A 13955-nucleotide genomic window follows, 5' to 3' on the forward strand; every position below is an offset into this window, starting at 1 on the left:
GATGACTTTCCGATAGGATCTTCACCACGCAACATAATGTCGAAACATGCGGGAAATGTGCGAAGTTAAGCCCGCGAAATCCTATTGCCGGACCCCATGATGACCCAGCCTACCCTGTTCATTCCCCATGGCGGCGGCCCCTGCTTCTTCATGGACCCGTCCGACCCCGACCATCCGCATAGCGACCCGATGTGGCAGCCAATGCAGGATTATCTGGCGGGTCTGATCGCCGGCCTGCCGGAACGGCCCCGCGCCATATTGCTGGTGTCGGGCCATTGGGAGGAAGCGGCCTTCACCGTCCATAGCGGCGATCGGCCGCCCTTATTTTTCGATTATTACGGGTTCCCGCCACACACCTACCAATTGCGCTGGGATGCGCCGGGCGCGCCCGGCCTGGCCCACAGCGCCTCCACATTGCTGCGCGATGCCGGCTTCGCCACGGGCGAGGAAGCGGCGCGCGGCTGGGACCATGGCGTCTTCATCCCCATGAAGGTCGCGCTGCCCGATGCCGACATTCCGCTCGCGCAATTGTCGCTGCGCCATGATCTTGATCCGGCCGCCCATATCGCCGCAGGCCGGGCGCTGGCTCCCTTGCGCGACGAAGGCGTGCTGATCGTCGGCTCCGGCATGAGCTTCCACAATTTGCGCGTCCGCGGGCCGCAGGCGATCGCACCGTCCACCGTCTGGGATGAGGCGCTGACCGCCGCCGTGACCGACCCCGATCCGCAGGCCCGCGCCACCCGTGTCGCGGCCTGGAACCAACTGCCCCACGCCCGCTTTGCCCATCCGCGCGAAGAACATCTTCTGCCGCTCATGGTGGCGCTGGGGGCTGGGGGCGACGACAGCGCAACCTGCACCCATCGCAGCTCCGTCATGGGCTGGTCGGTGTCGGGCTATCGCTTCGGCTGAGGTGCCGGGCGCCCCAGTGCCGGCACCGTGCGCGCCGCATCTTCCGGCGTGATGCCCGGCGGGGGCGCCGCGCCGTCACCCTGCTCCTCGCCCCGCATGATCCGCCCGGCCCGCTTGATCGCGCCGCGCAGCCGGGGATAGATGCCGCAGCGGCAGATATTGGTAATCGCGCCGTCAATCTCTTCGTCGCTCGGATCGTTGGTCCGGCGCAGCAGTACGGACGCGGCCATGATCATACCGGGGATGCAATAGCCGCATTGGGACACATTGTCGGCGGCGAAGGCCTGTTGCAGCGGATGGCCGCGATCGGGCGACAGCGCCTCGATGGTGGTGACGAAGCGGCCCTCGGTATTGCCGATCGTGACCTGGCAGGACCGCACGGCCTCGCCATCGACATCCACGGTGCAGGCGCCGCAATCCCCTGTGCCACAGCCATATTTGGTCCCGGTCAGGTTCGATGCGTCGCGCAATGCCCACAGCAACGGCGTGTGCGGGTCCATGCGATACTGGATCGGCCGGTCGTTGACGGTGAAGCGGGTCATGCCGCGTCCTCTTCTTCCGCCTTGTGAAACAGAACCTCGTTGCGGATATGGATGATCCGCGACGCCAGCCGGATTTCCTGGATGAAAGTGGCGAAACCTGCCGCCTGAAGCACCATGGCCAGGCTGAACAAGATGGCGACCGGGGTACCCAGATGGGCATTGAACAGGTTGCCGGCAAATAGCAGGATGACGACCAGACAGACCGCGCAGGCGGAGGCGACCGACAGGAAGATGGCGCTGTTCACCACGCTCATGCGGCGATCCAGCACGCGTATTTCCGCGACCATCCGGTCATGTTCCTTGCCGCGGGTGGACAGCACCATCTTTTCCACATCGCGCGCCCGGTCGATGATCCGCGCCAGGCGACTGACGCAAACGTTCAGGAACGCGCCGATGCCCGCCAGCAGGAACACCGGGGCCAGCGCCAGCTGGATGGTTTGCGCGACCTGGCTGACCTGGGGCAGGGGGATCATCAAAAGGAACCTATCATCCCGCGAATCTATCCTTCATCGCGGGGCAGGGGGCAAGGGGCGACGTCCTGTATAAATAGGTCGCAAAACGCCACTTTTCGGGCGGTCGAGCGCCCCGGTGCCGACCGGGGCGCCGTGCCCGTCAGGCCGCGCCCTTGGCCGGCGTGTTGACGCCCATGGACTTTAGATATTGTTTGATGTTGCGGGCCGCCTGCCGCAGCCGCTGTTCATTTTCGACCATGGCGATGCGGACGAAGCCTTCCCCGTCCTCGCCATAACCGACGCCCGGCGCCACCGCGACCTTGGCATGGGTCAGCAACTGCTTGGAGAATTCAAGGCTCCCCATATCCTTGAGCGCAGGCGGCAGCGGCGCCCAGCAGAACATGGAGGCGCGGGCGGGTGGAATGTCCCAGCCGGCGCGGCCGAAGCTTTCCACCAGCACGTCGCGGCGCTTGTGATAAAGTTCGCGGTTCTTCTCGACGATATCCTGCGGCCCGTTGAGCGCCGCGCAGGCCGCCGCCTGAATGGGCGTGAACGCGCCATAATCCAGATAGCTTTTCACCCGCGTCATCGCCGCGATCAGCTTTTGATTGCCCACCGCAAAGCCCATGCGCCATCCGGCCATGGAGTAGGTCTTCGACAGAGAGGTGAACTCGATCGCGACATCCTTGGCGCCCGGCACCTGAAGGATGGAGGGCGTGGGATTGCCGTCATAATAAAGCTCGGAATAGGCAAGGTCGGACAGGATCCAGACCTTATTCTCCTTCGCCCAGGCGACCAGCCGTTCGTAGAAAGCGAGATCGACCGTCTCGGCCGTCGGGTTGGACGGATAATTGACCACCAGGATCGACGGGCGCGGCACGGTGAAGGCCATCGCGCGGTCGAGCGAGCGGAAATAATTTTCGTCCGGCGTCGTCGGCACGGACCGGATGGTCGCACCCGCGATGATGAAGCCGAAGGTGTGGATCGGGTAGCTGGGGTTGGGGGCCAGCACGACATCGCCCGGCTCGGTAATCGCGGTGGCGAGGGAAGCGAGACCTTCCTTCGACCCCATGGTCACGACCACTTCCTTGTCTGGGTCGACCTCCACGCCGAAACGGCGCGCATAATAGTTCGCCTGCGCCTTGCGCAAACCGGGGATGCCGCGCGACTGCGAATAGCCATGGGCGCTCGGCTTCTGCGCCACTTCGATCAGTTTTGCGATGACATGGTCGGGCGGCGGCAGGTCGGGATTGCCCATGCCCAGGTCGATAATGTCCTCACCCGCGGCCCGCGCGGCGGCCCGCATGCCGTTGACTTCGGCAATGACATAGGGCGGCAGACGCTTCATGCGGTAAAATTCTTCGGACATTATAGGGGCTTTCCTGAAAGCTCTCTGTAGGGAATAGTGCGCGGCACGCCGTTGGCGTGTCACAATCTGGCTATAACTCGCTCGATTGCGACACGCCAGTGAAAGCGGCGCAGGACGATGATGCCAGGAGGAGCAAGGTGGCCATGGATAAGACGGACGTCATGGAACCCCACCTGCCTACGCTGGAACAGATGCAACAATGGACGCAGGTTATCGGCCGTGCCCAGCAATTGATGCTGGAACAGGCGGCAGGTGCGACCGGTCGCGTCTTGCCTTTCGACCCGGAAATCGTGTCGCGCATCCAGACCAGCTTCGCCGACGAAGGACTGGCGCTGTGGCAGCGCTTTCTCGATTCAGGCGGCCTGCTGCGCGACCAGCCCGATCCCGCGCCGGCGGGCAGCCCGGCTGCGGCGCGCGACCGCCGCTTTGCCGACCCGGCCTGGAGCGAACATCCCTTCTATGACCTCATCCGACAGAGCTATTTGCTCGTGTCGGATTATCTGACCCGCCTGACCGACGCGGTCGATGGCGTCGATCCCAAGGCGAAGGCCAGGCTGCGCTTTGCCACCACGGGCATGCTCGACGCGCTGTCGCCCTCCAATTTTCCGCTGACCAACCCGATCGTCATGCAAAAGACGATCGAAAGTGGGGGCGAAAATCTGGTCAAGGGCCTCAAGCATATGCTGGCCGATCTGGAAAAGGGGCAACTGACCCATACCGACGGCACCCAGTTCGAACTGGGTCGCAATATCGCCGCGACGCCGGGCAAGGTCATCCATGAAACCCCGCTTTATCAGCTGATCCATTATGCGCCATCGACGGAAACGGTGCTGGAAACGCCGCTCATCATCTTCCCGCCCTGGATCAACCGCTTCTACATTCTCGACCTGTCGCCGCAGAAAAGCTTCGTCAAATGGGCGGTGGATCAGGGGATCAGCGTCTTCCTCGTGTCGTGGAAGTCGGCTGATGCGTCGATGAAGGATCTGGTGTGGGACGATTATATCCTGCGCGGCCAGATCGACGCGATCGACACGGTGCGCGATCTGCTGAAGGTGGAGAGCGTCCACACCATCGGCTATTGCGTGGCGGGGACCACGCTGGCGGCGACCCTGGCGTTGCTGGCGGCGCGGGGGCAGGGGGACAAGGTCGCCAGCGCCACTTTTTTCACCGCCCAGGTGGATTTCGCCCACGCCGGCGATCTGACCCTGTTCGTCGATGACGAACAGATGAAGCTTGTGGACCAGCTCTCGTCCAAAGGTTTTCTCGACGGGCGCTACATGGCCGCGACCTTCAACCTGCTGCGCGGGCGTGACCTGATCTGGAACTATGTCGTCAATAATTATCTGCTTGGACTCGACTATCCGCCCTTCGACCTGCTCTTCTGGAATGGCGACACCACCAACTTGCCGGCGCGCTGGCACCGGGATTATCTGACCCAGCTTTATCGCGATAATCTGCTGGTGGTGCCCGGCGCGATCAGTGTGGATGGCACGCCGATCGACCTGACCAGGGTGATGACGCCGGCCTATGTGCAAGCCGGGCGGGAGGATCATATCGCGCCGCTCGAAAGCGTATGGAAGCTGACGGAAAATCTTGCCGGGCCGATACGCTTCCTGCTGGCAGGGTCGGGCCATATCGCAGGCGTGGTCAATCCGCCGGCGGCGAATAAATATCAATATTGGTCCTCCGCTCGGCCGCAGGCGACGCTGGACGACTTCCTCACCACAGCGACCGAAACGAAGGGTAGCTGGTGGCCGGACTGGCGTGCCTGGATCGCGGAACGCGATTCGCGCCAGGTGCCGGCCAAGGGCGCGCGCCAGCCAGGCAAGGGTCGACTGAAAGCCATAGAGGACGCCCCCGGCCGCTACGTAAAGGAGCGGTGAACCGGCGCTATTTTGCGCATTTCGACGGGACGTGCGGCTAAGCGGACGAACCGCCAGTGTCAATTTTGTTGCACTGCACAATAGACGTTGCAGATGCAGTGCAAAAGGTTTATTGTGCAGTGCAACAAACGGAGGATGGTCATGGCTGTATCACCAAAGACCCCGAAGCTCAGCCCGCGTGGCAAGGCTGGTTCGACGACGCTGTCGGCGACCGAGGCGCTCAAGGCGGCCGAATCGGCCATCGGCAGCGCGCCGGTCAAGAAGTCTGCGCCCAAGAAGCCGGCTGCGATTTCGGCGGCGGTGAAGCCGATCGATACCAATCCGCAGAAGGAGCCGACGCCGACGCCGACGCCAACTCCCGCGCCGACGCCTACCCCGACGCCGGCCCCCACGCCGACCCCTTCGTCGATACTCGAAACCACAGAGAGCCTGATCGAAAAGGCCGAACCTATCATCGCGACCCAGCCGACGCCCGCAGAAGGAACCAAGACCATGACCGACGTCATCGAAACCGGAAAGAAGTTCGCCGAAGACACCAAAGCCAAGTTCGAAACGGCCTATGCCGATTTCAACGAAAAGGCGAAGGTCGGCGTTGAAAAATCGACCAAGGCGATCGAAGAGCTGAGCGACATCGCCAAGGGCAATGTCGAAGCGATGGTCGAATCGGGCAAGATCGCGGCCAAGGGCATGGAAACGCTCGGCCAGGAAGCCGTCGACTACAGCAAGAAGAATTTCGAAAAGGCGACCGCCACGCTCAAGAGCTTCTCGACCGTCAAGACGCCGACCGAATTCTTCCAGTTGCACAGCCAACTCTTGTCGAGCAGCTTCGACGAGTTCACCAAGGAAGCCGCCAAGAACAGCGAAGCGATGATGAAGCTGGCGGGCGACGTCGCCCAGCCGCTGACCGCTCGCATGACGCTGGTGACGGACAAGGTGAAGGCGCTGGCCGCCTGATCGGCCACGCTTTTCCAGACATAGGCTGAAAGGGGCGTCGCTTTCCGGAAGGAGGGCGGCGCCCCTTTCGCGTTGAGGCTGAATTATTGCCGCCAGCCGTCGGATCGAACATCCCGCCCCTTGCCATGGAGCGGGAAATCGCCATATCCTTGGGCATCATGAACAGCTTTACCCCATCCCATGCAGGCCCCGTCGCCATGGCCGGCCAGGATTCGGACGATCAGGGCGAAGGCCCCGGCGGCCCCAATGTCGGTATCGCCACGCGCACCCGTACCCGCACCAAAAAGCCTTCGCTCTACAAGGTGCTGATGCTCAACGACGACTATACGCCGATGGAATTCGTCGTCCATGTTCTGCAAAGCTTCTTTCGCATGGACATGGAGGAAGCGACGCGCGTGATGCTCCACGTCCATCAGCGTGGCGTCGGCATATGCGGCGTGTTCAGCTATGAAGTGGCCGAAACGAAGGTCAATCAGGTGATGGATTTCGCCCGGCAGAACCAGCACCCGCTGCAATGCACGCTGGAAAAAGCCTGATTGCTAACGCATCGTGCGAAAAAGTGGGAACCGATTTTCCGCTAAGAGCGATGCGAAGGCAAAAAGGAGCGCGCAACCTGCGTCCGATTGAACGCAGCGCATTTCAGACGCGCGTTAACCCACGCTCGGCAAGTGTAGCGCTTATATTTCAATAAATTACGTCATTGAAATATAAAGTTTTTTCAGACTTTGCCGGCATGATGACCCTACTGAAATGAAGTGGGGACTTCAATCATGACCAGTATCAATAGCTATATGATGAACATGCCGCCGTCACCTCGTGCGATGATGGATCGCAAGATCGATGCGGCTGTGGAAACGGGGTCGCTGTCGCAAGTCGATGGCGACGCCCTGGAAACCGCGCTGGATTCGATCGGCAGCGCGCTCTCATCCTCTGCCAGTGAAAATAGTTCGCGACTCGATCCGTCCGAGATGAAGGATCGGATCGATTCGCTGATCGACGATCAGGTGTCGGCCGGCACCTTGACCGAGGATCAGGCCGCAGCGCTGCAAAGTGTCTTCGCGCAAGGACCGGGCGGATCGACCGGCACGGCGGACGCCAGTGGTGAAGAGCAGGGATTGGGCATCGATGGCATGGAGGGCGTCGGCGGCGCCGGCCCGATGCGCGGTCCGCCGCCTGGCCCGCCGCCGTCTGCATCGAGCGAGGATAGCGAGGATGGCAGCACGACCAGCAGCACCGACGCGACCGGTGCGACGGATCAGTTGGATTCCATCATCGCCTTCCTCGAAAATCTGCGCAGCAGCCTGTCTCAGTCGTTGTACGGCGGCGCGGCGACCAGCGCCGACAGCAGCAATAGCGGCCTGGTGATCGACAGCCTGGCCTGACCCTCTTCGTCCGGGGACTGACGAAGCCCTGGCGGCGGCATGCTATGGCGCGTCGCCGCCGGGTTTATATTTGCCGGTTCCCTCATCCGCCGGCGCCGCCTACATCATGGGGCGTGAGCGAGACGCAAGCAGCGGATATTTACGATCTGGCCGTCGTCGGCGGCGGCATCAATGGCTGCGGCATTGCGCGCGATGCCGCCGGGCGCGGTGCGCGCGTGCTCTTGCTGGAACAGGGCGACCTTGCCAGCGGCACATCTTCCGCCTCGACGAAGCTGATTCATGGTGGGCTACGCTATCTGGAGCATCATGCCTTCGCGCTGGTCCGCGAATCGCTGATCGAGCGGGAGCGACTTTGGGCCATCGCTCCGCACATCGTCCATCCGATGCGCTTCATTCTGCCATGGACGAAAGGTCTGCGTCCGCGCTGGATGTTGCGACTGGGCCTCTTTATCTACGATCATATCGGTGGCCGCCGGGCCTTGCCGGCGACCGAGGCGATCGACCTGCGCCGCCATGTCGCAGGAAAGGCATTGAAGCCGGGCTTCGGCCGGGCCTATTGCTATTCGGATGGCTGGGTCGATGACGCCCGGCTGGTCATCTTGAACGCGCGCGACGCCGCCGACCGTGGCGCAGATGTGCGTACCCGCACCGCAGTCGTCCAACTGGAGCGGGCCGAGGGATTGTGGCATATCCACACTCAAAATGCGCAAGGGGAGGGGCGGGCGTTCCGTGCCCGGGCGGTCGTCAACGCTGCGGGCCCTGCCGTGCTCGACCTGCTGGATCGTGCGCATCGGCTGACCGATCGCAAAATGCGTCTGGTACGCGGCTCGCATATCGTCGTGCCGCGCCTGTTCGATCACGATCATGCCTATTTTTTCCAACTGCCCGACGGCCGGATATTCTTCGCCATCCCCTATGAGCGCGACTTCACCCTCATCGGCACGACCGACCGGGATCATCACGCTGGGCTGACCAATGTCGTCGCGAGCGAAGAGGAAATCGCCTATCTGTGCGAGGCGGCCAATCGCTACTTCGCACAGCCGATCGCGCCGGCGGATGTCCTATGGTCCTATGCCGGGGTGCGTCCGCTGGTGGATGATGGGTCAGGCCGGCCGGAGGCAGCGACGCGAGGCTATCGGCTGGACATCGATGGTGCGCCGGGGGAAGCGCCGCTGCTCAGCATATTCGGCGGGAAGATCACGACCTATCGCCATCTGGCGGCAGAGGCGGTGGAACGGCTCAAGCCCCATCTGCCCGCCTTGCAGGGGGACGATTGGACGGCCGGTGCGCCTCTGCCGGGCGGCAATTTCCCTATGGATGGCCTGACGGCGTTGATCGCCGATCTGGCCCGCGACTATCCGTTTCTGGCATCCGCCACGCTCGACCGGATAGCGCGGGCTTACGGCACGCAAGCGCGGGTCTGGCTGGGGGACGCCATCGATTCAGGCGGGTTGGGACTGGATTTCGGCCATGGGCTGAGCGAGGCGGAGGTCCGCTACATGATCACCCGCGAATGTGCCCAAACCAGTGAAGATATCCTCTGGCGACGGAGCAAGCTCGGCCTGCGGCTGGATCGGGTACAGGTTGAGCGGCTGGAGCAATGGTTGGAGGACAGGGCATGAGCGAGCGTTACCTGCTGGTGCTGGATGCAGGGACGACGTCGACCAGGGCGATGCTCTTTGCTCCCGACGGCATGCGCGTCGCGACCGCGCAGGCGGACCTGACCCAATATTATCCACAGCCCGGCTGGGTCGAACATGATGCGACGGAAATCTGGACGCACACGCTGGGTTGCGCCCGCCAGATGGTGACGCGGGCGGGTGGCGCGGACCGGATCGCCGCCATCGGCATCACCAACCAGCGGGAAACGGTCGTGGCTTGGGACCGGCAGAGTGGTGCTCCGCTGGGCCGGGCAATCGTCTGGCAGGACCGGCGCACCGCCGACCAATGCACAGCATTGCGCGAAGCCGGCCATGAGGCGCTGGTCCAGCGGCGCACTGGCCTGATCCTCGATCCCTATTTCTCCGCGACCAAGATGCGCTGGATGATCGACCATCGACCGGAGGTGGCGGCGGCCGGCGACCGGCTTGCGTTCGGGACGGTCGAAAGCTGGCTGGTCTGGAAACTGACCGGCGGCCTGCATATCAGCGACGCCAGCAATGCCAGCCGGACCCAGTTGATGGCGCTCGACGGGGCGACGGGATGGGACGGTGCGCTATGCGACATGTTCGGCGTGCCGGAAAATGCTCTGCCAGTCATCGTCGATAATGCCGGTGATTTCGGCCAAACCCCTCCCCACCTGTTGGGTGGGCCGATCCGCATTTGCGGCCTTGCGGGCGACCAGCAGGCTGCGACCATCGGGCAAGGATGCCTGACGCCCGGCGCGGTCAAGGCGACACTCGGCACGGGCGCTTTCGTGCTGGCGTCACTGGGCGAAAGACTGCCAGCCTCCACGAATCGCCTGCTCGGCACGGTTCTCTGCCAGATTGGCGGACGTCGCCATTATGCGCTGGAAGGCTCCATCTTCGTTGCGGGCAGCCTGATCCAATGGCTGCGCGACGGTCTCGGCCTGATCGCGGCGGCGGCCGATACGGAAGCGATCGCCCGGTCCGTGCCCGACAATGGTGGAGTGGTTCTGCTGCCCGCATTGTCGGGCCTGGGCGCGCCCTATTGGCGGCCTCAGGCGACCGGGATCATCAGCGGCCTCGCCCACGGTACCGGCCGCGCCCATATCGTTCGCGCGGCGCTCGAATCGATGGCGCATCAGGTGCATGATCTGGCCGCAGCCTTTGCGGCGGACGGAGCGCCCTGGCGCATGTTGCGCATCGACGGCGGGATGAGCGCCAATGACTGGATCGCGCAGGATATGGCGGACATGCTGGATATGTCCGTCGAACGACCCGCTGACGTCGAAACGACGGCGCTGGGTGCGGCGATGCTGGCGGGGTTGGGTTGCGGCCTGTTCGCCTCGCTGGAGGCGGCGAGCGACATGGCATCGGCTTTGACCCGATTCGCGCCGGCCATGGGCGCGGAGGTCCGGACGGCCCGTCTGGCGCGATGGCATGGCCTGCTGATCCATTCGTAACGGCTCCGTTACGATGCGACGGGGGTTGAGAGCAAATATTAAGAATGAGGGCTTAGCACCGGCTGCAACATGCCGCGTACCGCCCTTCGCCACCCCTCATCCTGGATCGCACCGGTCGCCACTGGCTGCGTCTATTTCGTGGCGGCGGCGGTGGCCTTGTCCTTATCTCGCTTCGAAGGCGGACTGGCCTTTATCTGGGCGGCGAACGCCTTTTTGATGGCGGAATTGCTGACGTCGCGCACCGCGCATTGGCCGCGCGCCATTGTCGCGTGCGGCATCGCCAGCGCAGCGGCCACCGCCTGGGTCGGCATGGGGCCGGTGGCCGCGCTGCCGATGGCGGCGATCAACATCCTCGAATCGGTGATCGTGGCAGTGATCTGTCGCTGGTTCGTGGCTGACAAACTGGTCACCGGGGCGATTCGTCCGTTGGTCGTGTTCGTGATCGCGCTGTGCGGCGCGGCCAATATCGTTGCGGGCTTTTGCGCGGCGTGGGTCGCCTCGACGCTCACGGGCGTGTCTTTCATCAACTCCTTCACCCAATGGTACACCGGCCATGTATTGGGCGGCCTGATCTGCGCGCCGATCCTCATCATGGCTTTTCAGGGCGAGTGTCGCCGCTGGCTGGATGAATCGTCCATGCAGACACGGGTGGAGGCGCTATTGCTGCTCGCCCTGTTTGCGCTGACGACCGTCCATGTCTTCCATTGGGCTCGCTACCCGCTGCTCTTCGCGCCGCTGCTGCCGCTGGTGCTCATTGCCTTTCGCGTCGGCCATATGGGCTCGGCTCTGGCCATCATCCTGCTTGCTGCGATCGGGGGTCAGGCCACCATGATGGGGATCGGCCCACTCAGCTGGGTGACGGAGGGGATGGGCGAACGCATCCAGTTTTTCCAATTCTATCTCGCGCTCGCCTTTCTCCTGTGCATGCCCGTCGCGGTCGAACTGGCGGCGCGCAAGCGGCTGTTTCAGATGCTACAGCAAAGCGAGACACGCTATCGCGCCATGGCTGAATATAGCGGCGACGTCGTGCTCAATATCGGCGTGGACGGCGTGATCCAATATGCCTCGCCATCGGCTACGGAGCAGATCGGTTGCGCCCCTGAGCTGCTGGTCGGGCAGGCGGCCGCCAATCTGGTCGATCCGCAGGATCGTGACGTGGTGATCGCCGCTTATCGACGGGCGCTGGCGCGGCCCGGTTCGGTCCATAAGGTCGAGTTCCGGCCGCTGGTCATGGCCGACGGACTGGAATGGTGCGAAATGGTGAGCCGGGCGATGATCGACGAGCGTGGCCTGCCCAGCGGCGTCGTGAGCATGATTCGCGACATGTCCCGGCACAAGGCACGCCAGCGCGCCCTGCAACATGTGGCCGCGCGCGATTCGTTGACAGGAGCGGACAGCCGCCGCGCGTTCCTCGACAAGCTCGACAACGAGATTATACGCGCAACGAAGGGCGCCCGCTCCTCTTTGCTGCTCATCGACATCGACCATTTCAAATCCGTCAACGATCGCTTCGGCCATGGTGCCGGGGACCGCGTGTTGAGTGCCTTTGTCGAGCGGATCCGTCTTGGCCTGCGGAGTGGCGACAGCATCGGTCGCCTGGGCGGCGAGGAATTCGCCATCCTGCTGGAAAATAGCGACATCGACCGATCGAGCATGATGTGCGAACGGCTCCGCGGCCTGTTGGCGGACCCGATACTGGTCGAAGCGTCCCTTGCCATCACCATCACGTTCAGTGCCGGGCTGGTCGAGCTGGACGGGATGTCGGATCGGTCGGCGATGCTGGAGGCGGCGGACAAGGCGCTTTATCGCGCCAAGCATAGCGGCCGTAACTGCCTGCGCCTCGCCGCCTGATTTTTCGGCCGGTTCTACCGCTTCATGCGTACGAAAATTCATGATGTTATATTGTAACTTATGATCGCTTGACCTATGTAGCGGCGACCATGAAACTGACTTTGCGCCATGCCCTGATGAACGGTCGTATCGATCGCATCGCAATTGCGCTGTCGGGTCTGTGCGTGGCCCATTGTTTCGCCACGGCGGTGATATTGGGCCTGCTTGCCTCTGCGGGCGGCATCTTCGAAAGTCCGCTATTCCATGAAGCCGGCTTGGTGCTGGCGATCCTGCTCGGCGCGGTTGCGCTCGGCCATGGCGCGCTGGTCCATGGCTATATGATGCCGGCGGCGATCGGGGCTTTGGGCCTGGGCGTCATGGCGGGCGCTTTGACGATGGACCATGGGATTCAGGAAAGCGTCTATACGCTGATGGGCGTTGGCATATTGGCGCTGGGGCACGACCTCAATCACCGCGCCGGGCGCTAACAGGCCGCCGGGGCGCGGCGGGCGCCTTTTTCGCTATTTCAACTGTGGTTCTTGTGATCGAACCAATGTTCGCCCTTCACCCAGCGCACCGTGCCGGTGCTCGCCCGCATCACGACGCTGTCCGTGGTCAGCTTTCCGCCCGGCAGGCGCTTGACCCCGCCGAGTAACGATCCGTCGGTTACCCCGGTCGCGGCGAAGATGCAGTCCCCCTTCGCAAGCTCGTTGAGGTCGTAAATCTTGTCGTAGTCCGTGATGCCCCATTTGCGGGCGCGTGCCTTCTCATCGTCATTCCGGAACAGCAGCCTGCCCTTGAACTGACCACCGACGCAGCGCAGTGCGGCGCAGGCCAGCACGCCTTCGGGTGCGCCGCCCGATCCCATGTAAATGTCGATCGTGGTTTCCGGATCGGTTGTCGCGATCACGCCGGCGACGTCGCCGTCGGGAATCAGCATGATGCCACAACCAATGGTGCGCAATTCGCTAATTAGCCGCTCATGCCGGGGGCGGTCGAGCACGCACACGATGATTTCATGGGGATCGACTCCCTTGGCCTTTGCCACGGACTCGACATTTTCACGTACCGACTTCGCCAAGTCGATCGTGCCGTCCGGATAACCAGGGCCGATCGCCAGCTTCTCCATATAGACGTCTGGCGCGTTGAGCAGGCCGCCCTCTTCGGAAATCGCCAGCACGGCGAGCGCGTTCGGCCCTGCCTTGGCGGTGATGGTGGTGCCTTCCAGCGGGTCGAGCGCGATGTCGATCCTGGGACCGGTGCCGATCGCGTTGCCGACTTTCTCGCCTGTATAGAGCATCGGCGCCTTGTCGCGCTCGCCTTCGCCGATGACGACCGTGCCATCCATATAGAGATCGTTGAAGGCGAGGCGCATCGCCTCCACGGCGGCTGCATCCGCCGCCTTCTCGTCGCCCCGGCCGATCAGCTTCGACGCGGCGATCGCCGCCGCTTCGGTTACGCGCACCATTTCGAGCACCAGGACACGATCGAGCGTCGAGCTTCCCTGCACCATAAACTTCCTCTGCCTTGTCTTATCGATCGCCGAGAT

The 13955-nt window shown here is 63.2% G+C and carries 13 protein-coding genes; 9 read left to right on the forward strand and 4 right to left on the reverse strand.

Annotation, left to right across the window (positions count from 1 at the left end; genetic code table 11):
* The first annotated feature begins 99 nt into the window (after window positions 1-99).
* Window positions 100-909 (forward strand): DODA-type extradiol aromatic ring-opening family dioxygenase, encoded by an 810-nt coding sequence (locus tag AC07UX_RS13265; RefSeq protein WP_495192641.1) that lies wholly within the window; start codon window positions 100-102, stop codon window positions 907-909.
* Here AC07UX_RS13265 and AC07UX_RS13270 read toward each other — a convergent pair.
* The 3 genes from AC07UX_RS13270 to AC07UX_RS13280 all read right to left on the reverse strand — a co-directional run bounded on the left by AC07UX_RS13270 (window position 894) and on the right by AC07UX_RS13280 (window position 3272).
* The gene (locus AC07UX_RS13270; protein WP_495192474.1) at window positions 894-1451 is read right to left on the reverse strand and encodes a (2Fe-2S)-binding protein; all 558 of its coding nucleotides are present in this window, start codon (window positions 1449-1451) and stop codon (window positions 894-896) included. The two genes, AC07UX_RS13265 and AC07UX_RS13270, sit on opposite strands and share 16 nt — an antisense overlap.
* Window positions 1448-1924: a DUF2721 domain-containing protein gene (locus tag AC07UX_RS13275; protein ID WP_495192475.1), complete on the reverse strand. Its 477-nt coding sequence runs from the start codon at window positions 1922-1924 to the stop codon at window positions 1448-1450. Before AC07UX_RS13275 ends, AC07UX_RS13270 begins: the two co-directional genes overlap by 4 nt.
* 139 nt (window positions 1925-2063) lie before the next feature.
* A complete protein-coding gene (locus AC07UX_RS13280) occupies window positions 2064-3272 on the reverse strand; it encodes an LL-diaminopimelate aminotransferase (RefSeq protein ID WP_495192476.1) in 1209 nt (402 codons plus the stop codon).
* Between the two features lie 143 nt (window positions 3273-3415).
* Between AC07UX_RS13280 and AC07UX_RS13285 the strand changes: the two genes are divergently transcribed.
* From AC07UX_RS13285 to AC07UX_RS13320, 8 genes are all read left to right on the forward strand, one after another.
* Window positions 3416-5155: a PHA/PHB synthase family protein gene (locus AC07UX_RS13285; RefSeq protein ID WP_495192477.1), complete on the forward strand. Its 1740-nt coding sequence runs from the start codon at window positions 3416-3418 to the stop codon at window positions 5153-5155.
* A 141-nt stretch (window positions 5156-5296) separates the two neighbouring features.
* Window positions 5297-6109, forward strand: coding sequence for a phasin family protein (locus AC07UX_RS13290; protein ID WP_495192478.1), 813 nt, complete (start codon window positions 5297-5299; stop codon window positions 6107-6109).
* A gap of 158 nt (window positions 6110-6267) precedes the next feature.
* Window positions 6268-6645, forward strand: a complete 378-nt coding sequence (clpS, locus tag AC07UX_RS13295) for an ATP-dependent Clp protease adapter ClpS (protein ID WP_495192479.1) — start codon at window positions 6268-6270, stop codon at window positions 6643-6645.
* Window positions 6646-6879: 234 nt separating this feature from the next.
* Window positions 6880-7491 carry a hypothetical protein gene (locus tag AC07UX_RS13300; RefSeq protein ID WP_495192480.1) on the forward strand — a complete coding sequence of 204 codons (612 nt, stop codon included), beginning with the start codon at window positions 6880-6882 and terminating at the stop codon, window positions 7489-7491.
* 113 nt (window positions 7492-7604) lie between these two features.
* Window positions 7605-9113, forward strand: coding sequence for a glycerol-3-phosphate dehydrogenase (locus AC07UX_RS13305; protein WP_495192481.1), 1509 nt, complete (start codon window positions 7605-7607; stop codon window positions 9111-9113).
* Window positions 9110-10576: a glycerol kinase gene (locus AC07UX_RS13310; protein ID WP_495192482.1), complete on the forward strand. Its 1467-nt coding sequence runs from the start codon at window positions 9110-9112 to the stop codon at window positions 10574-10576. The genes AC07UX_RS13305 and AC07UX_RS13310 overlap by 4 nt, the downstream gene beginning before the upstream one ends.
* A gap of 69 nt (window positions 10577-10645) precedes the next feature.
* On the forward strand, window positions 10646-12427 hold the full coding sequence (locus AC07UX_RS13315; protein WP_495192483.1) for a sensor domain-containing diguanylate cyclase: 1782 nt from the start codon (window positions 10646-10648) through the stop codon (window positions 12425-12427).
* Between the two features lie 89 nt (window positions 12428-12516).
* Complete coding sequence (locus AC07UX_RS13320; protein ID WP_495192484.1) at window positions 12517-12894, forward strand: MerC domain-containing protein; 378 nt, start codon at window positions 12517-12519, stop codon at window positions 12892-12894.
* Window positions 12895-12932: 38 nt separating this feature from the next.
* Here AC07UX_RS13320 and glpX read toward each other — a convergent pair whose 3' ends face one another.
* Window positions 12933-13919 (reverse strand): class II fructose-bisphosphatase, encoded by a 987-nt coding sequence (gene glpX / locus AC07UX_RS13325; protein WP_495192485.1) that lies wholly within the window; start codon window positions 13917-13919, stop codon window positions 12933-12935.
* Window positions 13920-13955 lie beyond the last annotated feature (36 nt).

The sequence above is a fragment of the Sphingobium sp. GW821-FHT02B05 genome (assembly GCF_059421905.1).

Bases quoted from the DNA above. Each gene is read 5' to 3' on its own strand.
- AC07UX_RS13275 (WP_495192475.1), bottom strand. From the start codon at position 1,924: ATGATCCCCCTGCCCCAGGTCAGCCAGGTCGCGCAAACCATCCAGCTG.
- AC07UX_RS13320 (WP_495192484.1), top strand. From the start codon at position 12,517: ATGAAACTGACTTTGCGCCATGCCCTGATGAACGGTCGTATCGATCGC.
- AC07UX_RS13300 (WP_495192480.1), top strand. From the start codon at position 6,880: ATGACCAGTATCAATAGCTATATGATGAACATGCCGCCGTCACCTCGT.
- clpS (WP_495192479.1), top strand. From the start codon at position 6,268: ATGAACAGCTTTACCCCATCCCATGCAGGCCCCGTCGCCATGGCCGGC.
- glpX (WP_495192485.1), bottom strand. From the start codon at position 13,919: ATGGTGCAGGGAAGCTCGACGCTCGATCGTGTCCTGGTGCTCGAAATG.
- AC07UX_RS13285 (WP_495192477.1), top strand. From the start codon at position 3,416: ATGGATAAGACGGACGTCATGGAACCCCACCTGCCTACGCTGGAACAG.
- AC07UX_RS13270 (WP_495192474.1), bottom strand. From the start codon at position 1,451: ATGACCCGCTTCACCGTCAACGACCGGCCGATCCAGTATCGCATGGAC.
- AC07UX_RS13315 (WP_495192483.1), top strand. From the start codon at position 10,646: ATGCCGCGTACCGCCCTTCGCCACCCCTCATCCTGGATCGCACCGGTC.
- AC07UX_RS13280 (WP_495192476.1), bottom strand. From the start codon at position 3,272: ATGTCCGAAGAATTTTACCGCATGAAGCGTCTGCCGCCCTATGTCATT.
- AC07UX_RS13310 (WP_495192482.1), top strand. From the start codon at position 9,110: ATGAGCGAGCGTTACCTGCTGGTGCTGGATGCAGGGACGACGTCGACC.
- AC07UX_RS13290 (WP_495192478.1), top strand. From the start codon at position 5,297: ATGGCTGTATCACCAAAGACCCCGAAGCTCAGCCCGCGTGGCAAGGCT.
- AC07UX_RS13265 (WP_495192641.1), top strand. From the start codon at position 100: ATGACCCAGCCTACCCTGTTCATTCCCCATGGCGGCGGCCCCTGCTTC.